19 protein-coding genes are annotated in these 19,867 nt (G+C 65.0%); 8 read left to right on the plus strand and 11 right to left on the minus strand.

The features are described 5' to 3' along the window. The first annotated feature begins 43 nt into the window (after positions 1-43). Together ACSS7Z_RS05915 and hpf are read left to right on the plus strand one after the other, a co-directional pair. Positions 44-721, plus strand: a complete 678-nt coding sequence (locus tag ACSS7Z_RS05915) for a ComF family protein (RefSeq protein WP_438253550.1) — start codon at positions 44-46, stop codon at positions 719-721. A gap of 79 nt (positions 722-800) precedes the next feature. Beyond that, entirely contained in the window at positions 801-1,457 is a 657-nt protein-coding gene (gene hpf / locus ACSS7Z_RS05920; RefSeq protein ID WP_438253551.1) for a ribosome hibernation-promoting factor, HPF/YfiA family, read from the plus strand. A gap of 49 nt (positions 1,458-1,506) precedes the next feature. On the opposite strand, the gene ACSS7Z_RS05925 is transcribed toward hpf, so the two are convergent. From ACSS7Z_RS05925 to ACSS7Z_RS05940, 4 genes are read right to left on the minus strand one after another with little or no spacing between them, the layout of a single operon-like run. Beyond that, entirely contained in the window at positions 1,507-2,823 is a 1,317-nt protein-coding gene (locus ACSS7Z_RS05925; protein WP_438253552.1) for a hypothetical protein, read from the minus strand. 40 nt (positions 2,824-2,863) lie between these two features. Then, positions 2,864-5,659 (minus strand): ABC transporter permease, encoded by a 2,796-nt coding sequence (locus tag ACSS7Z_RS05930; protein ID WP_438253553.1) that lies wholly within the window; start codon positions 5,657-5,659, stop codon positions 2,864-2,866. Then, positions 5,656-6,378 carry an ABC transporter ATP-binding protein gene (locus ACSS7Z_RS05935; protein WP_438253554.1) on the minus strand — a complete coding sequence of 241 codons (723 nt, stop codon included), beginning with the start codon at positions 6,376-6,378 and terminating at the stop codon, positions 5,656-5,658. Before ACSS7Z_RS05935 ends, ACSS7Z_RS05930 begins: the two co-directional genes overlap by 4 nt. Then, a complete protein-coding gene (locus ACSS7Z_RS05940) occupies positions 6,375-6,989 on the minus strand; it encodes a PadR family transcriptional regulator (RefSeq protein ID WP_438253555.1) in 615 nt (204 codons plus the stop codon). Before ACSS7Z_RS05940 ends, ACSS7Z_RS05935 begins: the two co-directional genes overlap by 4 nt. Positions 6,990-7,156: 167 nt before the next feature. Here ACSS7Z_RS05940 and secA point away from each other — a divergent pair, with 167 nt between their 5' ends. Both secA and ACSS7Z_RS05950 read left to right on the plus strand, forming a co-directional pair. After that, a complete protein-coding gene (gene secA / locus ACSS7Z_RS05945; protein WP_438253556.1) occupies positions 7,157-9,955 on the plus strand; it encodes a preprotein translocase subunit SecA in 2,799 nt (932 codons plus the stop codon). 52 nt (positions 9,956-10,007) lie between these two features. After that, positions 10,008-11,234: a pyridoxal phosphate-dependent aminotransferase gene (locus tag ACSS7Z_RS05950; protein ID WP_438253557.1), complete on the plus strand. Its 1,227-nt coding sequence runs from the start codon at positions 10,008-10,010 to the stop codon at positions 11,232-11,234. Here the strand turns inward: ACSS7Z_RS05950 and ACSS7Z_RS05955 are convergent. Together ACSS7Z_RS05955 and ACSS7Z_RS05960 are read right to left on the minus strand one after the other, a co-directional pair. Continuing rightward, positions 11,125-12,414 carry a CpaE/TadZ family protein gene (locus ACSS7Z_RS05955; protein ID WP_438253558.1) on the minus strand — a complete coding sequence of 430 codons (1,290 nt, stop codon included), beginning with the start codon at positions 12,412-12,414 and terminating at the stop codon, positions 11,125-11,127. The two genes, ACSS7Z_RS05950 and ACSS7Z_RS05955, sit on opposite strands and share 110 nt — an antisense overlap. Next, positions 12,411-13,031, minus strand: a complete 621-nt coding sequence (locus ACSS7Z_RS05960; protein ID WP_438253559.1) for an SAF domain-containing protein — start codon at positions 13,029-13,031, stop codon at positions 12,411-12,413. The genes ACSS7Z_RS05955 and ACSS7Z_RS05960 overlap by 4 nt, the downstream gene beginning before the upstream one ends. Positions 13,032-13,129: 98 nt before the next feature. Between ACSS7Z_RS05960 and ACSS7Z_RS05965 the strand changes: the two genes are divergently transcribed. Then, positions 13,130-13,399: a helix-turn-helix domain-containing protein gene (locus tag ACSS7Z_RS05965; RefSeq protein ID WP_438253560.1), complete on the plus strand. Its 270-nt coding sequence runs from the start codon at positions 13,130-13,132 to the stop codon at positions 13,397-13,399. 1 nt (position 13,400) lies between these two features. On the opposite strand, the gene ACSS7Z_RS05970 is transcribed toward ACSS7Z_RS05965, so the two are convergent. Beyond that, on the minus strand, positions 13,401-13,991 hold the full coding sequence (locus tag ACSS7Z_RS05970; RefSeq protein WP_438253561.1) for a hypothetical protein: 591 nt from the start codon (positions 13,989-13,991) through the stop codon (positions 13,401-13,403). Between the two features lie 121 nt (positions 13,992-14,112). On the opposite strand from ACSS7Z_RS05970, the gene ACSS7Z_RS05975 reads away from it, so the two are divergent. Both ACSS7Z_RS05975 and ACSS7Z_RS05980 read left to right on the plus strand, forming a co-directional pair. Further along, positions 14,113-14,499, plus strand: a complete 387-nt coding sequence (locus ACSS7Z_RS05975; RefSeq protein WP_438253562.1) for an Rv3235 family protein — start codon at positions 14,113-14,115, stop codon at positions 14,497-14,499. A 37-nt stretch (positions 14,500-14,536) separates the two neighbouring features. Further along, positions 14,537-16,021: a sensor histidine kinase gene (locus ACSS7Z_RS05980; RefSeq protein WP_438253563.1), complete on the plus strand. Its 1,485-nt coding sequence runs from the start codon at positions 14,537-14,539 to the stop codon at positions 16,019-16,021. A gap of 48 nt (positions 16,022-16,069) precedes the next feature. Here ACSS7Z_RS05980 and ACSS7Z_RS05985 read toward each other — a convergent pair whose 3' ends face one another. Next, positions 16,070-16,318, minus strand: coding sequence for a WhiB family transcriptional regulator (locus ACSS7Z_RS05985; RefSeq protein WP_438253564.1), 249 nt, complete (start codon positions 16,316-16,318; stop codon positions 16,070-16,072). A 208-nt stretch (positions 16,319-16,526) separates the two neighbouring features. Between ACSS7Z_RS05985 and ACSS7Z_RS05990 the strand changes: the two genes are divergently transcribed. Then, a complete protein-coding gene (locus ACSS7Z_RS05990) occupies positions 16,527-16,934 on the plus strand; it encodes a hypothetical protein (protein ID WP_438253565.1) in 408 nt (135 codons plus the stop codon). Between the two features lie 6 nt (positions 16,935-16,940). Here ACSS7Z_RS05990 and bcp read toward each other — a convergent pair whose 3' ends face one another. From bcp to aroA, 3 genes are read right to left on the minus strand one after another with little or no spacing between them, the layout of a single operon-like run. Beyond that, positions 16,941-17,417 carry a thioredoxin-dependent thiol peroxidase gene (bcp, locus tag ACSS7Z_RS05995; protein ID WP_438253566.1) on the minus strand — a complete coding sequence of 159 codons (477 nt, stop codon included), beginning with the start codon at positions 17,415-17,417 and terminating at the stop codon, positions 16,941-16,943. 10 nt (positions 17,418-17,427) lie between these two features. Further along, positions 17,428-18,510 carry a ribosome small subunit-dependent GTPase A gene (gene rsgA, locus ACSS7Z_RS06000; protein ID WP_438253567.1) on the minus strand — a complete coding sequence of 361 codons (1,083 nt, stop codon included), beginning with the start codon at positions 18,508-18,510 and terminating at the stop codon, positions 17,428-17,430. Further along, positions 18,507-19,832, minus strand: coding sequence for a 3-phosphoshikimate 1-carboxyvinyltransferase (gene aroA, locus ACSS7Z_RS06005; RefSeq protein ID WP_438253568.1), 1,326 nt, complete (start codon positions 19,830-19,832; stop codon positions 18,507-18,509). Before aroA ends, rsgA begins: the two co-directional genes overlap by 4 nt. Positions 19,833-19,867 lie beyond the last annotated feature (35 nt).

Here is a 19,867-nt window from a genome sequence, read left to right on the forward strand (position 1 = left end):
ATCGTGCGCGGGCGGATGCTGCGCGCATCGGCACAATCGGGGAATGGACAACCGAACCTGGTGGGTCGCGCTCGCGGATGAGCTGGCAGCATTCCTGTTATCCGGATGCTGCGCCGGCTGTGACATTTCCGGAACGCTGCTGTGCGAGCAATGTCGGGAAGAGCTGGATGCTGACCCGGTGCGGTTGCAGACTCCGTTAGGGCTACCGGTGATCGCAGCGTTGCCATTTCACGGGGTGCCGGCACGGTGCATCCGGCGTTTGAAGGAAGATGGTGAGACGCTGCTGGCGCGCCCGCTGGGCAGGGCTGTGGCAGCAACGGTGGCAGAAGCCGATCTGCCCGCTGCCGTGCTCGTCCCGATGCCAACGGGGCGCACAGCGTTTCGGCGCCGCGGATATCGGGTACCGGAGCTGCTCTTGCGACGAGCCGGGCTGCCGATGCAACGCGCCCTCACACAGACCCGTCGAACCGCTGATCAGCGTGGCCTGGGTATCGCGGAACGCAGTGCCAACGTGGCAGGAAGTATGCGTGCGCGACACGCCCGGGGTGTGCGTGATGTGCTGCTTTTCGATGATGTCGTCACGACCGGGGCAACGCTTGATGAAGCGGCCAGGGCGCTCAACGACGCGGGATTACGGGTGTGCGGAGCGGTCACGCTCGCTGCGACTCCCCGGCACCGGCAATCGAATGTGAACGTGAGTCAAATGACTGGTGACAACTGAGGTGGTGGGTACTACGGTGGGGGTCACAAGGCGACAACGGTCCGCCCTTGGCCGGGAGGACCGGGACAAGGAGACAGCAATGGAAACAAGCATCGTTGGCGTCGGAGTGGGTATCACCGATCGCTTCCGAACCGTCGTCGAGGAGAAGATCGCTCGTGTCCAGCAGTTGGCGGGCAAAGCCCAGCGGCTGGATGTGAAAGTCACGCATCGCGCATATCGAGGTGGGCGTGTGCCGGATGAGACTGTCGAACTCACCCTGATCGGCAAGGGCCCGGTCGTCCGTGCGGAGGCTGTCGACGGCGACAAATTCGTCGCACTCGATCTCGCCGTCGACAAGATGTCCACGCAGTTGCGGCGTGCGAAGGAGAAGCGGGTCGATGGACGCCAGCATCCGCGCGGTGCGCACTACGAGAAGGGCAGCGGGGCCCTGGAGGGGATCGATGTCCAGCCCGCGTCTGTCGATGTCCTGCGCGCAGTGGCGACCGGTGCGGTGCCGATCCAGAACGACGAGGAAGAGGAATACTCGCCCGTCGTCATCCGAACCAAGAATTTCGATGCTGAATGGATGACCGTTGAAGAAGCTGTCGACCGGATGGAACTGGTCGGACATGACTTCTTCCTGTTCGTCGATGTCCGCACCGACCACCCGAGTGTCGTTTACCGGCGCAAGGGCTGGGACTACGGTGTGATCTCACTGACCGCACAGGCTCCGCCTGAGGAGGCACTGGCTTCCTAAGAAAAAAGGCGGGCCCTTCGATTCCTCGAAGGGCCCGCCTTTTTGCGCATCAGTCGAAGATGCCGTCCAAGATGCTGCCGATGACCAGGCCGCCCATGATGCCGCCCATGATGTCACCGCCACCACCACGCCGGCCACCGCCCCAGTTGTCGCCGCCCCAGCCCTGCTGCTGCGGACGGGACGAGTCGATGTCGCGCTGGGCGAGCTGAAGAGCCTCGGAGGCCAGCTGGGCGACGCGGCGGGAGGCGGTGAGAGCCTGTTCGCGAGTCTCCTCGGCCTGCACGAGTTCGCCGATGTCGATGCGCAGACGCTCCGCTTCGGCGAGGCGCGTGCGAGCATCGGCGCCGATCCATCCGCGGTGTCCGGAGATCAGGCTGCGGGCTACGGCGAGTTGACGGTCGGCGTCGTCGAGGGAGTGCTGCACATGGGCGATGCTGGGCAGCGGGTTCTGTACGCGGTAGTTCGCCTTCGCGATTGCCTCGTCGAGGGCAGCGTTCGCCGTGCGCAGCTGGGACAGTTCGGCGAAAGGATCATTGCGGGAACCGGCGGGGCTCAGGGCCTGGAGCGCTGCTTCCAAATCTGCGATGGCAGCCGAAACCGCCGGAACCTTCGGGGCATTTCGTGCGGCGATGATGTCGCCGCGGGAGTCGGCGACCACCTCGGCGAGCGTCGATTCTGCGCGCAGCGCCTCGATCTCGAAGTCTTCGACGGCGTCGAGGAGCGCTCCGGTTCGGCGGATCGCCTCGGTTGCCGTTTCGAGGGCGAGGTTGGCCTCTTCGTTCTGCTGGGCCGCGCGGCGGCGCTCAGCGACATCGGCGCCGTGGGCGGCGAACGCGATCAGCTGCTCGGCTTCGTCGGCACTGCTGCGGACCTGCTGCACGGCAGTTTCGGCGTAACGACTGGCGAGACGATCGATGATGCTGCGGGCCTGGGGCAGGCGTGCGGTCAGCTTTTCCGCGTCAGCGCGCACCTTTTCGCGCACCTTCGGCGCGTTGCGCACGGTTGAGACCGCGTCCGCGAGGGCTGCCGTCTTCTCATCGAGCAGATCTTCGGCCCACTCGCACAGCTGCACAATGCGGGCGTTGCGAGTGCGCAGCTCCTCATCGGTATCGGGGATCTCGTCGTGGTTGAGCTGGTGCAGGTGGAAAGCCTCGCGAAGGTGCGTGCGCACAGCATCCAGCGCTGTCTTCAGATCCTTCGTGAGCGAGGCGCCGAGCTCTGCCTCGGCGAAGGCGAGTTCGTCGCCGGCGGTGCGGACGCGCTCGTCAGCCGCAACCAGTGCCTTCTCCGCGTTGCGCGCGAGACTTGCGTCCTGTGCTGCTCGTTCTTCTTGTTCGCGCTTGCGTTTACCCCAGAAACCGGCCATACAGTGATCCTACTTATTCTGTTGGGCATCTCGCTGAGCATCACGCGATGACTGTGCGGCGGGTGAGGTCTGGAGCGCGGGGCGGGATCAACCAGGATGCCACGGCGATGAGCAGCGGCAGTGCGACTGCGAGCAGCGCAAGCACGAGCCACGGCATATCCGACACGATCAGGTCCCCGCGGGACTGGATCGCGAAGCCGATTGGCGGGAGAACACCCGCCGCTGCGCCGGCGATCGTGCCAAAACCGGCGATGATGAGTCCCTGCCAGAATCCGATGCGCCGTCGCAGCCCTCGAGTGCCGCCCACCGCTGAGAGTGTGGCATCGTCGGGCCTGCGCTCGAACCGCGCGAGACCGAGCGCAACCGCGGATGCGCCGAGTACGAGCACCGTGACGCCGAGGAGGACGGGGACCATCCAAAACATGTCCTCGGACGGACCGCGTTCGTAGTACGGCGCCAGGCTGACCTCGGGGCTGCTCAGCAGGTCGGCCTGGGAGTAGACGCGATCCATGTCCTCGTTCTCGAGTGGCTCGGCCGGCACGGCGATCACCTTGACCGGCTGCACATTCATTCCGAGGCGTTCGGCGGTCTCGGGTGTGACTGCGACAGCAACGGGTGCATGTGTGGCCTCGACCGTGATCGCGTCGATGCGCTGTTCCCATTGGGGCTCCGCAACGTCTGGCTGTTCCGGTTGCCGGATCCAGATGTTGTCCGGAAGGCGTCCCTCGTGGGACTCGCGTGCAGTCCATGCCGCGACGTCGATGGTGCCGTCGGTCACCCAACGGGGGTCCGTGACGAGGGCTCCTCCCGCATGGAACTCGCTGAGCTGTGCGGATGAGAGATCGATGCCGAGCACGGTTGACAGCTCGTTGGGCTCGATCACAGAAACTGGATTCGTCGGCCACCGGCCGTTGAAGTGGTGCGAATCCTGTGTCGTCGGATCGAGGAGGTGCTCCTCGGGCAACAGTGCCATGATCCACTGATCCTCGGCTGGGATGTCTTCCGGCGACGGGTAGTAACCGGGCTCCGATTGGGCGCGGATGATCCCGACGCGTGTCGCGCCCGCGTCCGTGACGAGCTCCACCGCTGCTGCAGCGGACTCATCGGCTTGTGCGGCGGTCACTGGCATCACGATTCCGTTGCCGGACGGGTAGAACTCCACGGACAGAGAGCCGACCGGGCCCTGGTAATACCAGTTCCGTGCGCTGCTGCCGGTCTGCATCGACGACTGCGAGAGCGCGAAAACCGCGATGAAAACCGTCGCTCCGATCGCCGCGAAGGCCGGCACCGTGCGCGCGGCATTTGCCGCGGCATCCCGTGATGCCAGGCGTGCGGCGAGGCTGACGAATGACAGGACGCGCGAAGCAAGCCAGAGCAACCACCGACCGGAGAGCAGGATCCCGATCTGCACGAGGATCGGCCCGATGACGATGCCGAAGGGCGGGATGGCGCGCACCGGCGAATCCAGTGGCAGATCTGCCGGCGAGATCGCATTGATCGAGGCCATCATCACAGCACTCACGATGGTGATGCCCACACCGATGAGAAGGATGATCGAGCCCCAGATCGGCCGTGACGCGCGCGGGCTCTGCGGCCGTCGCGCGCCGCGCAGGGCGCTCAAAGTGTCAGAGCGTGCGACTGTTCGTGCCGGGATTGCAGCCGAGGCTGTTCCCACCAGAAGGGAGAAGATCAGGATGCTGGCAAGGACAGCCCAGGGCATGTGGAAGCCCCAGTAACGAGTCCCCGAGCCGTCATCAGTGATCCACATGATGAGTCCGGCAAGGCCAGTGCCGACTGCGAGCCCGATCAGGCCGCCGGCGAGACCGAGAACGGTTCCCTGCAGAACGATCGTCCGTCTGAGGTCGGCGCCGGTCGCGCCGACGCTTGCGGCGACAGCGAGTGACCGCTGCTGGCGCCTTGCTGCGACGGAGAACGCGGCGCCGGCCAGCATGATCACCACATACGCGGCGAACAGTCCGGCCGCGCCCAGCATCATAAACAGGCCCTGCGCCGCGACATCGGAGCCGCTGGACGAGGACCATTCATCAGACTTCGTCGCCTCAGGTGGATCGAGCACGACCTCTCGCGAGTAGGCCACGATGCCCTGCTCGTTGAGGATTTCCACGTCCTCCCAGCTCATGGCTTCCTCGGGCAGGAACCACTTTGTCGTGCCGGTCAGGGCAACGTCGTCCGGCAGGAACAGCGCGGTCTGGTCAGCGGGGACACCGGCGGCCGCGATCGTCCCGACCACGGTGAACGACTCGGGGGAGTCGGCCATCGTGATGTCACCGCCGATCGCGACTCCGAATCGTTCCAGCCCGGCAGGGGTCACGAGGGCTTCGTCGGAGGCTGCAGGCGCGCGTCCAGCGATGAGATCGAAGCGGCCGTGGAAGCGGTCGTCCCAGACTGAGCCGCTCCAGGCGGGCAGCGTCGCCACGCCAGCAGCCGTGCTCACGCGGACCTGGCCCTCGGTCACGGCGATCGACTCGGTTCCAGCCGGGAGTGCGGTGAGCGGATCCGACAGCGGATCTCCCTCGGGCATGGTCATCTGATTGTTCTCGAATGGATATCCGTTCCACCCGGGCTCTGCCGGAGCCTGCCAGAACCCGGTACCTGGCACACCGACCGGCTGCACCCAGGCCTGCATCTCACCGAGTTCGGCCTTCACCGCCTCCTCGGGAGTGGAAGTCGTGCTCCACATGACGATGGAAAACGCCGCCATTCCAGCGATCGGAAGCGCGATGAGAGTCGCAATGAGCACACTCGATGAGATCGTGCGCCGCACCTGGCGATGTGCCAGCCGGGAGGCGACCCGCCACCGGGCGGCTGCGCTCACCGCGACGCACCCGCGAGCAACACGTCGGCATCCGAGTGCCGCGTCTCGTCGATGATGCGTCCGTCACGAAGGAACACCACGCGGTCGGCGAACGCAGCGTGGCGGGCCTCATGGGTGACCAGGATGCCTGCTGCACCCGCATCCACTCGCGCTCGCAGCATCTTCAGCACCATTTCGCCGGTGACCGAGTCCAATGCTCCGGTGGGCTCGTCGGCGAGGATGAGGCGCCGACCGCCCACGACGGCGCGCGCGATTGCGACTCGCTGCTGCTGACCGCCAGACAGATCGTCTGGATAGGAATCGTGTTTGTCGCCGAGGCCCACCGATGCGAGGGCATCCTTGCCCGCGCGACGCGCGACCCTGCCACGGAACCCATCCAGTTCGAGTGGAAGAGTGACGTTCTCCATCGCGGTGAGCGTGGGGATGAGGTTGAAATCTTGGAAGACGAATCCCAGTGACCGGCGACGCAGCTTCGCCAGCTGCGCGCGGGACTGCTCGCTGAGGTGGGACCCCTCGATGATCACCTCGCCGGTGGTCGGGGTCGCCAGCCCTCCCGCGATGGACAGCAGAGTCGACTTTCCGGATCCGGATGCGCCCATGATTGCCACGAGCTCGCCCTGTCGGACTTCGAGGTCGACGCCGGATAGCGCGGAAACCGCCATAGCGCCATGCCCGTACTGCTGCGTTACGCCGACCAGCTGCAGAACTGTCTCGGTCATCGTGTGGATTCCTGTGCCGTGGCCTTCTGGGCCGCGGGGCGTCCGCGCTTGGGGCGTTCGGTCGCCAGCTCCAGACCCATGGCATGGTGCGGATGCAGGGCAAGACGCTGCTCAGTGTGATCGAGCCAGCGCACCTCGGCTTCCGCCGAGAAGATCATCGAATCCACCACGAGCGACCAGGCGAGCTCTGCTGGGCCTTCCGGGTCGCCTCCCGCATATTTCGCCCTCTGGAGGCTCTGCAGATGTGACAGCGAAGCACGACGCTGCGCCTGAATGACCGCGCTGACATCCACGCCGGGCAGAGTCGCCGCTACCGCCAGTTTGATCGCCAGCTCATCGCGCGTCGCCTGGGTGCGCATGACAGGGGAGGAGAGCCACTCGGCGACCTCAGCCGATCCGGCATCCGTGATCTCCCAGTACACGTGCCCCTGATCATCCGCCTCGCCGCGCTCGACGAGACCGTCGCGCTCGAGGCGTTCGAGGGTGTTGTAGATCTGCCCGACGTTCAGCGGCCACGTCGACCCAGTGCGTCGATCGAACTCATGGCGTAGTTGATAGCCGTAGCACGGGCCCTGATCGAGAATGGCGAGCAAGCTCTGACGCACAGACATGGCGACCTCCTGAAGTCGTTTCTGAGTATATACATACTGAGCAACTTCTCTGAGAGCGATATCCACACGTTGGCACGGGCCGCGGCCGGTAACATAGCGAGGTATGCCCGGCACTGAAGCCCGATCTGGGTGGCTGGGATCTGACCCACAACAGGGAGATGACATAAGTGGCGAATCCTCTTGAGAAGCTGCTGCGCGCAGGCGAAGGTCGAGTCATCCGACGCCTGAACCAGGTAGTCAAGGCCGTCAACGCGCTCGAGGAGGACTTCCAGAAGCTCACTGACGACGAACTCGCGAACGAGACCGTCGAGCTGCGTGAACGCTTCGAGAAGGGCGAGACGCTCGATCAGCTGATGCCCGAGGCATTCGCCGCCGTTCGTGAAGCGGCCAAGCGCACCCTCGGAATGCGCGCCTACGACGTTCAGCTGATGGGTGGCGCAGCCCTTCACCGCGGCAACATCGCCGAGATGAAGACCGGTGAAGGAAAGACGCTCGTCGCCACGTTCCCCGCGTACCTCAACGCGATCGCGGGCAAAGGCGTGCACGTCATTACGGTCAACGACTTCCTGGCCTCGTACCAGGCAGAGCTCATGGGCCGTATCTTCCGTGCCCTCGGCATGACGACGGGCATCATCGTGTCGGGCCAGACCCCGGCGGTTCGACGTGAGCAATACGCCGCGGACATCACCTACGGAACGAACAACGAGTTCGGATTCGACTACCTGCGCGACAACATGGCCTGGCGCAAGGAAGACCTTGTGCAGCGCGATCACTTCTTCGCCGTTGTCGATGAGGTCGACTCGATCCTGATCGACGAGGCCCGCACCCCGCTCATCATCTCGGGGCCGTCCTCCGGCGAAGCGAACCGCTGGTTCACCGAATTCGCCAAGATCGCTCGTACCCTCGAGGCCGGTGAAGATTACGAGGTCGACGAGAAGAAGCGCACAGTCGGCGTACTCGAACCCGGCATCGAGAAGGTCGAAGACTATCTCGGCATCGACAATCTCTATGAGTCGGCCAACACGCCGCTGATCTCGTTCCTGAACAACTCGATCAAAGCGCTCGCGCTGTTCAAGAAGAACACCGATTACGTCGTCATGAACGACGAGGTCATGATCGTTGATGAGCACACCGGCCGCATTCTGGTCGGACGCCGCTACAACGAGGGCATCCACCAGGCCATTGAGGCCAAGGAGAACGTGCCGGTCAAGGCTGAGAACCAGACACTCGCCACCGTGACGTTGCAGAACTACTTCCGTCTGTACGACAAGCTCGCCGGCATGACAGGTACGGCCGAGACAGAAGCCGCGGAGTTCATGTCGACGTACGACCTCGGTGTCGTGCAGATCCCGACGAACAAGCCGATGATCCGCAAGGACCAGGCCGACCTCGTCTACAAGAACGAGACCGTGAAGTTTGCCCAGGTCGTGGAAGACATCGTGGAGCGCCACGCCGCCGGCCAGCCGGTGTTGGTCGGCACGGTGAGCGTTGAGAAGAGCGAGTACCTTTCGCGGCTGCTGGCGAAGAAGGGCATCAAGCACGAGGTCCTCAACGCGAAGAACCACGCACGTGAGGCCGAGATCGTCGCTCGTGCCGGTCGCCTGGGCGGCGTCACCGTCGCCACCAACATGGCTGGTCGAGGCACCGACATCATGCTCGGTGGAAACGCCGAGTTCCTCGCTGTGCAAGAGCTGAAGTCGCGGGGCCTCGACCCCGCAGAGACGCCCGAAGAGTACGAGGCCGCCTGGGATGAGGCGTACGAGTCGATGAAGGCGGTCGTCGCAGAAGAGAGCGCCAAGGTCACTGCGGCCGGCGGGCTCTATGTGCTCGGTACCGAACGCCACGAGTCTCGACGCATCGACAACCAGTTGCGCGGTCGCTCCGGCCGTCAGGGCGACCCCGGCGAAAGCCGCTTCTATCTGAGTCTCACCGACGACCTGATGCGGCTGTTCCAGTCCGGTGCCGCCGAGGCGATTCTCGCGCGCACGAACTTCCCGGATGACGTGCCGATCGAATCGGGCCTGGTCTCGCGCGCCATTCGCAGCGCGCAGTCGCAGGTGGAGTCCCGCAACGCTGAAATGCGCAAGAACGTGCTGAAGTACGATGACGTTCTCAACCGCCAGCGCGAGGCGATCTACGCCGACCGTCGTCAGATCCTGCAGGGCGACGAGATCGCCGACCGTGTTCAGCACTTCATCGAAGACGCCATCACCGGAGTCGTTGCTGATCACACCGGACAGGGCCACAACGAGAGTTGGGACTTCGACGCGCTGTGGACTGAGCTCAAGACTCTGTACCCGGTCGGCGTGACCATCGACGAGGTCGTGGCTGAGGGTGCAGGACGCAAGGGCGGCATCGCCGCGGACGGCCTGACCCGTGAGCTTCTCTCCGATGCGAAGATCGCCTACGAGAAGCGCGAAGAGATGCTGGGCGAGGCCGCGACGCGGGAGCTCGAGCGCCGCGTCGTGCTGCAGGTTCTCGACCGTCGCTGGCGTGATCATCTCTATGAGATGGACTACCTCAAGGACGGCATCGGGCTTCGTGCAATGGCCCAGCGTGATCCGCTGATCGAGTACCAGCGCGAAGGCTTCGCGATGTTCCAGTCGATGATGGGCCAGATCAAGGAAGAATCTGTCGGCTACCTCTACAACCTCGAGGTCGAGGTGCGCCGCGTCGGAGACTCCGAGACCACCGAGGTGGAGGCGAAGGGTCTTGCCGTCGACGGTGGCGAGCAACGCCTCGAGTACTCGGCACCCAATGACGCGGGCGAAGTAGAAGTGCGTAACGAACGCGGCCAGGTGCAGCAGTCGGCAACCGATCGACTGCGCCAGGCGGCCGCAGCTGCAGGCAGTGATGCAGCCGAACCTGCTGCGCGCGGAGCATTCGGCCAGCGCACTGATGGCGAGACGCCGCAGGCGCAGAACCGTGAGCAGCGCCGCGCCGAGAGCAAAAAGAAGAAGAAGTAAGCGTCAGCTGATCTGAAAAAGCCTGCCGGCAGAAAGCCGGTAGGCTTTTTCAATGACCCCTAAGCGCCAGTTCGATCAATCGTCGAAACTCAAGAACGTCCTGTACGAGATTCGCGGTAAAGCGCTCGTCGAGGCGGCGCGAATGGAGGCGGAGGGGCACAACGTCCTCAAACTGCACACCGGAAACCCCGCGATCTTCGGATTCGAGGCGCCGCACCAGATCGTGCACGACATGCTGGCAGCGCTTCCCACGGCCCACGGGTACAGCGACAGTCGCGGCATCATCTCGGCCCGCCGCGCCGTGGTGAGCCGCTACGAGCAGATCGAGGACTTCCCGAGCTTCGGCCCGGATGACGTCTACCTCGGCAATGGCGTCTCCGAATTGATCACCATGACGATGCAGTCGCTGCTCAATGAGGGCGACGAGGTGCTGATCCCCGCACCGGATTACCCGCTGTGGACCGCGATGACGAGTCTTGCCGGCGGAACCCCGGTGCACTACATCTGCGATGAGCAGAACGGGTGGGCGCCCGACCTTGAGGACATCCGCTCGAGGGTGACACCGCAGACCAAGGCGATCGTCATCATCAACCCGAACAACCCGACCGGTGCGGTGTACTCGCGCGAGGTTCTGGAGGGACTCGTGCAGATCGCTCGTGAGAACGAGCTGCTGATACTCTCCGACGAGATCTACGACCGCATCCTCTTCGATGACGCCGTACACATTCCCACGGCCACGCTGGCCCCCGATCTGCTGTGCCTGACGTTCAACGGGCTCTCCAAGACCTACCGGGTGGCGGGGTTCCGCTCCGGATGGCTGGTCATCACCGGGCCGCAGCGGCATGCCACGGGGTTCCTGGAGGGCATCACCCTGCTCGCCTCGACGCGCCTGTGCCCGAACGTCCCGGCCCAGCACGCCGTGCAAGCGGCGCTGGGTGGCGTGCAATCGATCGACGCTCTCATCGCGCCGACAGGGCGACTGCATGAGCAGCGCGACATTGCGTGGCAGGGGCTGGAATCGATCCCCGGCGTCAGCTGCGTGAAGCCGCAGGGGGCGCTGTATGCCTTCCCCCGCCTGGACCCGAACGTGCACGCGATCCACGACGATGAGAAGTTCATCTACGACCTGCTGATCTCCGAGCGCATACTGGTCGTGCAGGGCACCGGCTTCAACTGGCCCACTCCGGATCATTTCCGCGTGGTGACGCTCCCTGAGCCGCGGGTTTTGGGCGAAGCCATCGAGCGACTCGGGAACTTCCTCGCAAGTTACCAGCAGTGACCTGAGCGCGCAGACGCGGTGCTGGCGGATCCAGGCTCTCGGCGAGTCGGCGGATCGCCGAAACGAGGGCTGAGCGGGGCGTGACATCGGCCATCGGCCGTGCGTGCAGGAGAGCAGCGTCGGCGGCGCGCTGGTCGAACGGCAGGAACGTCACATCTGTGATGGCCGAGAAGCGCTCGAGTGCGCGACGGATCTGACCACGGGCGTCGATGCCGATCGGGCCAGGGCGCACCTGATTGACGACGACCGAGATCTGCGTGGTTGCTCCGATGAGTCCGCGCACTTCGGCGTAGTCGCGCAGGAACCGAGAGATTGACAGCGGGTCGCCGGCTGTGACCGCGATCACCCGGTCTGCTTCGCACAGCACCGTCGTAGTGGCTGCATGCCGCTTGGGGCCGGACAGGTCGTCTGAAATCTCCTCGTCGGCGTCGAAGGATGCTGAGATATCCACGATCGTGTCGTCGACCCAGTCGCGGCAGAGTCGGATAGCGGTGCGCAGTCGTGTTGCGGAGAGCTCCGGCCAGCGTGACGGACGGTTGAGTCCGGCAAGCACCTCGATGCTGCCGGCGCTGGTTTCCACACGGGCCGCGAGGCGACTGAGCTCCGCAGCATCCAAACCGCCGAGCTCTGCGCGCCGGCAGGCGGCAGCGATGCCCGGAGCTTCATCGCCCAGACCCAGCAGCAGTGCGAGAGACGGCGCGACGGTGTCGGCGTCGACAAGAGCGCAGCCCCGTCCAGAGCGAGACAGCTCGACAGCGAGCTGGATAGCGATCGTTGAGCGTCCTGGGGCGCCGTGCGGACCCCAAACGGCGATCACCCGTCGTGCTGAGGATGCTGGCGGCTGTGCGATCTCTGGGATCTCCTGCGCGAGAGCATCCGCTATCTGCCAGGCCTCGGCATCATCCGGCAGCGACTCGGGAAGCCCATAGCGGCTCAGTACTCGTGATTCTCCGCCGCCGAGGGTGCAGATGCGGACGCCGAGTTGGTCGCAGAACGCGACCAACTCGGTGGTCACGGCCGCGCGAGTCGCCGGCAGAATGATCGCGTCGGCCTCAGAAAGCAGCGCGCGGGGGACCTCATCTGCCGGCACGACGGCGATGATGTGGATGCCCTCGCGTTCCAGTCCAGCGCTGAGGGATGTGGCGCGTGGTTCATCCAACGCGACGACGACCGCGGTCATGAGCCGGATCCGACGGGCACCACTGAGAGGGCGGCTCCGCCGGTGATGGCTGCCAGCACGTCTGCGACATCTGCGCGGTTGATCACGAGTTCAACGGCCGCGCTTCGCTGGGTGAGCATCCCGCCGCCCTCGGGGATGGAGGCGACCACGACATCAGCGGAGAGAATACGCGGGGCATCGAACTCATCACCGTCCACGATGAGCGGTGAGTACCAGAGCTCGACCGCCGTGCCAGGGCCGACTGCCTCAGGCAGGCCGACACTGCTTTCGATCACGATGTTGGTCGTGCGACCGCTTTTGGCTTCGGCTGCCGCCGCCGCGGGCAGAAGTTCACCGTCGGAGAGCGTGCGTGCGGCGATGAGGCCGCCGGTCAGCTCCTGCGGCGAGAGGTATCCGCCTTCCACGCTGCCAAGACTCACCTCAACCACACGGAAATCATCCGAGACCAGCGCCTCACCCTGGGTGATCGTACGGTTCGCCTGCAATATCGGTGTTGTCTGCCGTGCCGAAGACACGATCAGCCAGACACCGACGATCGAGAGGATGACCAGAGCGATGCCGATCAGAAATCGGACGTCGCCCCAGAAGGCGCGTCGCGCGCGCGGTTGGGTCGTCATGTCCACATCGTCACAGAATCTGAAAGTACAGGCGAAAAGTTATCCACAGGGCTTGAAAGCGGTCTGGCCAGAGGCGCTGGGCACGACACAATGGAACTATGGCTGATTCGCCCACATCTGCTTCTCGCTACCTCGCCCCTGCGCAGGTGGCAGAACTGCTGAGCGTCGAAATAGATGAGGTCATCGAGCTCATCCTGGCCGGGAGCCTGCGCGGCGCACAGCTGGGTTCTCCCGCTCGGTGGCGGGTTGAAGAGCAGAGCATCGCGGAGTACCTGGAAGAGCAGACCGAAGCAGCTCGACGCATGGCGCTCTGGCGTCAGGCAGACGAAGCGAGCTTCCCCGAGGTATGGGGCCGGCCGCGTTCCTGAGCTAGAGGGCCGCACCATCGGTGCGTGCCCATACCAGGGCATCCACCGGCACCATGCGGAACGATCGCACGGCATCGGCACGGCGAGACTCGCCCCGATCATGCACGGCGATGTCGAGGTGATCGCTTCCGGCCCGATCGATCGTTCCGTGCAGCACCTCGCCATCGCGAAGCGCGAGGTGCAGCGGCAGGCGCCGACGAGCCAGATCGCGAAAGAGAAATCCCAGCGTCATCCGATCGCGCAGTCCATCGGCCGGCAGCGGGGTGTCATCGAGTGTGTCCAGGAGGGCACCGTGGTGCGTCTCAACACTCGTCAGGGCGGCGAGCGGCACGATGATCGCCGTTGGTGATCCGGCTGACTGTGCAGCAGCCCAATCCGCGCCGATCGCCCGGATCAAGGCAGAGTGACGACTTCCGTCCACAAGCCGCAACGTCACCGGTGCTTCCTGCACCTGCAGAACACGCAGGCGCACGCGCAGGCTGAGCTTGGCGATCCGCAGCCGCTCGGACTCAGCATCCAATACGGCGCGCTCCGCCTCCCACTCAGCGGCCAGCTGGCCTTCGAGGTCTTCGAACAGGCGATCCCAGTGCACGCGATCGAGCGTAGGGGAGATTCTGCTCGTGTACGGGTTATCCACATTTTTGGTCAGAGCCGTGCGAGCAGGGCCGCGCGCATGGTGTACTGGCTCGCATTCGATACCGAGAGTGACAACGATGACGCTTCATGAGTATTTCGCACCGCAACCGACCACTGCCGACGACCTCCCGAACCCCACCGCGTTGGTGCGGAGTCTGACACAGGGAGTCCTCGAGGTTTTCGCCGGTGTGCGAGAACTCGACCAGCTGGCCCGCTGGTTCAGCGAAGAAGCGTATCGAAAACTCGGCACGCGAGCGAACCTCTCCGCTCGCGCACGGAATGCTCGTGGCACGGCGCCGTCGCGACCTGTCTTCGAGATCCTCTCCATCCGTGAAACGTTCCCCGCAGACGGGGTGGTCGAGGCAGTGGTGATCGTCGCGGGGCGCGGCCGAACACGGGCGGTGGCTATCCGGCTGGAGGGATTGGATCGCCGGTGGCGCGCGACCTCATTCGCCGTGCTGTGAGCAAATTCCATACCGGATGCGCCGCTAGGCTGATGAGGTGTCAACCCTCAGTGATCTCGTCCATGCCCAGGGCTGCCTGACCGATAACGACGTCGAATGGCTCCATCGTCTCTCCGGTGACGGCCAGCTGCTCGCCGACCTCGCCTCGGCAGATATCGTCATCTGGGTCGCCACCAAGGAAGGCTCCTTCGTCGCGGTAGCGCACACGCGCCCCAGCGGCGCCGCGACCCTGTTCTACCGCGATATCGTCGGCGATCAGGTTCGTCCGCAGTGGCGCACGCAGGTGCAGTCCGCGTTCGACTCCAGTGAGATCATCGATTCGTCGTCGCCGGACTGGTTCGAAGAGATTCCCACCCGGGTGCGAGCCGTCCCGATCGTGCGCGAGCGCGGCAGAGCCGGGGAAGGGACACCGGTGATCGGCATCCTGACCAGGCACACCAATCTCGGTGAAGCGCGGGTACCGTCCCGGCAGCAGATCACCTTCGACGAGTGCGCGAACGATCTGTTCCAGATGATCAGCACCGGGGAATTCCCCGACCTCGCAGCACCGACGTCGCCGCGTCGTGGCGCTCCCCGTGCCTCTGACGGCCTCATCCGCATTGATGTGGACGGCATCAGCACCTTCGCCAGCCCGAACGCGCTGTCGGCTTTCAACCGGATGGGGTTCGAGGACGAGTTGGAGGGAGAGTCGCTGGCCGAGGTCACAACGCGGATTCTTCCGGCCACCCGCCAGGTCGATGAATCGCTTCCGGTCGTCGTCACGGGGCGTGCTCCCTGGCGGACCGACATCGAAGCGCGGGGTGTCACCGTGTCACTGCGGGCCATCCCGCTGAAGGATCATGGCAACCGCATCGGTGCGATCATCCTGTGCCGTGACGTGAGCGAGTTGCGTCACCAGGAGCAGGAGCTGATCACGAAGGATGCCACGATCCGTGAGATCCACCATCGTGTGAAGAACAATCTGCAGACGGTGGCATCGCTGCTGCGCATTCAGGCGCGTCGTACGCATTCCGATGAAGCACGGGACGCCCTCAGTCAGGCCATGCGTCGGGTGGACGCCATCGCCGTCGTGCACGACACCTTGGCGCAGGGGCTCACTCAGACCGTCGACTTCGACGAGGTCTTCCATCGTGTGCTCAATCTTGTCGCCGAGGTGGCGGCTGCCCCCAACACCCGCGCGCGCACGCAGTCAACCGGAAAGTTCGGCGTTTTGCCGAGCGAATATGCGACACCGCTGGCCCTGGCGCTGACCGAGGTCGTCACCAACGCCGTCGAGCATGGTCTCGCCGGCAAGGAAGGCACCGTCACGATCGACGCTGTCCGAACTGACGACAACCTGCACGTCTCCGTGCGTGACACCGGGCACGGTATGCCGGAGGGACGCGTGGGACAGGGCCTGGGGACTCAGATCATTCACACTCTGATCCAGGGCGAGCTCAGTGGCTCCATCCAGTGGCGCGGAAGCGACGGGGAGGGCACCGAGGTGTCCATCGACATCCCGATGCGCTGGTTGAAGAAATGAGAAAGGCCCTCCGGAAGGAGGGCCTTTTTCGTAAAGGTGTGAACGCGGTCAGGAGGCGCGACGCGCACGAGCGGCGCGGCGCTTGAGCGCACGGCGCTCGTCCTCGGAAAGGCCACCCCACACACCGGAGTCCTGACTCGTCTCCAGCGCGTACTGCAGGCAGACCTCGGTGACGGTGCAGGTGGCGCAGACCGCCTTGGCCTTCTCGATCTGGTCGACCGCAGGCCCGGTGTTCCCCACGGGGAAGAACAGCTCGGGATCGACGGTCAGGCAGGCGGATTTGTCGCGCCAGTCCATTAGGGCTCCTTGGTGTGGATTCTCAGTGAGTGATCGCGGTACGAACGCTCAGTTCGGGCGACGATATCGGGTGTCGTCGCTCAGTTGTAGTGCGAGCATCTGCTCGCCCCACGCCGCTGTGGGAGCACATGACTGTTAACATTGTGTTACAGCTCGGGCGCGAAATCAAGGATTTTCTGCCTACAAATCTGATTTCTCAGGAGACATTGTGCGTGCACCCCGCCTTGCGATGGCAGCAGCTGCGGTTTTGGCCCTCGAAGGCGCCGCCGTAACGGTGTTTGCGATCATCGAACTTTTCCAGTTGGGGGCGGGCGAAGCGGCGTCGCTGATCACAGCCATCGCACTGATCGTGCTGACCCTGATCGGTGCTGCGGCGCTCTTCGCCTTCGCCTGGGGGACGCGGGTCGGCCACATGTGGGCGCGGTCCGGGGGAGTGGTGCTGCAGCTGCTCGCCATCGCGCTGGTGCTCGCGACTCTCACTGTGCCGCCGATCGCCTGGACGTTCGTCCTGGGCGTGGGTATCCCGAGCGTCCTGTGCTTCGTCCTCCTGCTCGCGAGCACGCGGAAAGAGGCCGTCCGCCCGCCCGACTCCACCGAGGACCCGGTCGCCGACTGAGGCGGGTCAGGCGTCCAGGCCGAGCGTCTTGCGCAGCCGTGCAACGTGCCCGGTCGCCTTGACGTTGTACTGTGCGTGGGTGATCGTGCCGTTCTCATCCAGAACGAAGGTCGAACGGATGACGCCCTCGACGACCTTGCCGTAGTTCATCTTCTCGCCCCACACGCCGTAGGCGGAGTGCACGGCGTGATCGGGGTCGCTGAGCAGCGTGAAGGGGAGAGCATCGCGCTCACGGAATGCAGCGAGCTTGCTCGGCTCATCCCGAGAAATGCCGATCACGCGGTAGCCGGCACCCTGCAGCGACGCGATGCTGTCGCGGAAGTCGCACGCCTGCGTCGTGCATCCCGGTGTCATCGCCGCCGGGTAGAAGTACAGAATCGTCTTCTGGCCCTGAAGGTCAGCGAGGGTCACAGTGGACCCGTCCTGATCCTGAAGCGAGAAGTCGGGAGCAGCGGTACCGGGTTCGAGGCGCAGATTCGTCACGTGCACCAGCCTATCGACCCGAGGACGAACCCGGGTTCGCTTCGGCCTTGTCGGCGAAGGTCTGCAGCAGGCGCTGCAGGGAGTCCAGCCGCCCGAGTTCGGCCGGGTTCAGCTCACCCTGCTCCGCTGCTTCGATGAGCGCACAGTCCGGAGCATCCGGCAGGTGGGTGCATCCGCGGGGACAGCGCTGGGCGACGTACGCGAGCTCCGTGAACGAGGCAAGCACATTCGCCGGGTCGATGTGACCGAGACCGAAAGAACGAACCCCGGGAGTATCAATCACCCATCCGGAGCCGGCCGCGCCCTCGTATCGCAGCGAGACGGTCGACGAGGAGGTGTGACGCCCGCGCCCGGTGACCTGATTGACGTGCCCGGTAGCCCGGTCTGCCGTAGGGACGAGAGCGTTCACCAGGGTTGACTTGCCGACGCCGGAGTGGCCGACGAAAACAGTGGAGTGGCCGATCAGTGCCGCACCGATCTCCTCGAGCGGCATCTGGTCGTTCGCGCTGGTGAACACCTGCAGGTCGAGTCCGTCGAAATACGACAGGAATGCGCTCGGATCGGCGAGATCGGTCTTCGTCACGACCAGCAGCGGGCGGATGCCGGCATCCAAAGCGGCGACCAGGTAACGATCGACCAGGCGTGCGCGTGGTTCGGGATCGGCGGCTGCGACCACGATCAGCATCTGATCGGCGTTGGCCACGATGACGCGCTCGACGAGATCGCTGTCATCGGCGCTGCGACGAAGCAACGATGTGCGATCGACGATGCTGACAATGCGTGCGAGCGTGCCTTCGGTCCCGGAGGTATCGCCCACGACACGGGCCCGGTCTCCGGTGACGATGGGAGTGCGGCGGAGCTCGCGTGCCCGCGTACTGGTGATCACCCGTTCGTCGGTGGTGTCCTCATCCAGCATGACGCTGTAGCGGCCGCGATCGACTCCGAGCACCCTGCCGACCTGCGCATCCTCGTGCGCTGGCCGGCGCTTGGTGCGTGGACGATTGGCTTTCGGATTAGGGCGCTGACGGATGCTGGTCTCGTCGAAGTCCTCGAAGTCGTCTTCGAGGTCATCGTCTGGGCCGAGCCAACTCACGCGGCGGTGCCTCCCAGCATCCGCTCCCACAGCTGGGTGAACTCCGGCAGAGTCTTGGCCGTGGTGCCGATGTCATCGATGATGACGCCGGGCACGCGCAGTCCGACCAGCGCTCCGGTTGTCGCCATACGGTGATCGTGGTGCGCGCCCCAGTGGCCGCCGGTCAGCGGACGCGGGATGATGCGCAGCCCATCGGGAAGTTCCTCGACCTCTCCGCCGAGGGCCGTGAGGTTCTTGAGCAGCGCGGCAATGCGATCGGTTTCATGCATCCGCGTATGCCCGATACCGCGGATGGTCGTGGGCGCATCGGCGAAGGCCGCGAGCCCGACGATCGTGGGTGACAGTTCACTGGCAGCGGAGAGGTCCAGATCGAGGCCACGGATGCTGTCACCGGCGCGTACGGTCATCGCGCCGCCGTGACGGCCGACGTGGGCGCCCATGGCCTGCAGGATCTCCGGCAGCAGCGCGCCCGGCTGGGTGGAATGCAGCGGCCATCCCGTGATCGTCACCTCGCCACCGGTGACCATCGCCGCAGCTAGGAATGGTGCGGCGTTGGACAGATCAGGCTCGATCGCGATCTCCTTGGCGCGCGGGATGCCCGCCTCCACCAGCCACTCGCCGGTCGCCGGTCTTTCGATGCGGATGCCGCGGCGGCTGAGCGACTCGATCGTCATGTCGATGTGCGGCAGGCTCGGCAGGTGCTCACCGGTGTGGACGAGGTGCAATCCGACGTCGAAGCGGGGGGCGGCCAGCAGGAGCCCTGAGACGAACTGGCTGGATGCCGAGGCATCCACTTCCAGGCGACCGCCGCGAATGCGGCCATGGCCGCGAACGGTGAACGGCAGGGACCACGTGCCCTCGTCATCAATGTCGACGCCCAAATCGCGCAGCGCGGTGATCATGGCACCCATCGGACGGTGAAGCGCGGTTTCATGCGCGGTGATGCGGACATCCTCAGTGGCAAGGCCCGCAAGCGGTGCGATGAAACGCATGACGGTGCCGGCCTGCCCGCAGTCGATCTCGGCTCCGCCGGTGAGCGGCGCGGGAGTGATCTCCAGGTCAGGACCGAATTCACCGGCCCCTTCGACCTCTTCGATACCTACTCCGAGTGCTCGCAGCGCATCGACCATCCGGCGCGAGTCATCGGAATGCAGCGGGCCGACCAGGCGGCCGGGGCCATCGGCGAGAGCGGCAATGATCAGCTCGCGGTTGGTCAGTGACTTCGACCCGGGAATGGTCAGCGTCGAGTTCACAGCGCCAGATGCATCGGGCGCGGTGTAGGCGCCCCTGGCGGGGGAAGGGGAATACCGTGTGTCAGTCATCGGTTCCACCTTAGTGAATGGTACGCAAACCGCCG

The sequence above is a fragment of the Microbacterium wangyouchuni genome, from assembly GCF_051546305.1.
Taxonomy (GTDB): domain Bacteria; phylum Actinomycetota; class Actinomycetes; order Actinomycetales; family Microbacteriaceae; genus Microbacterium.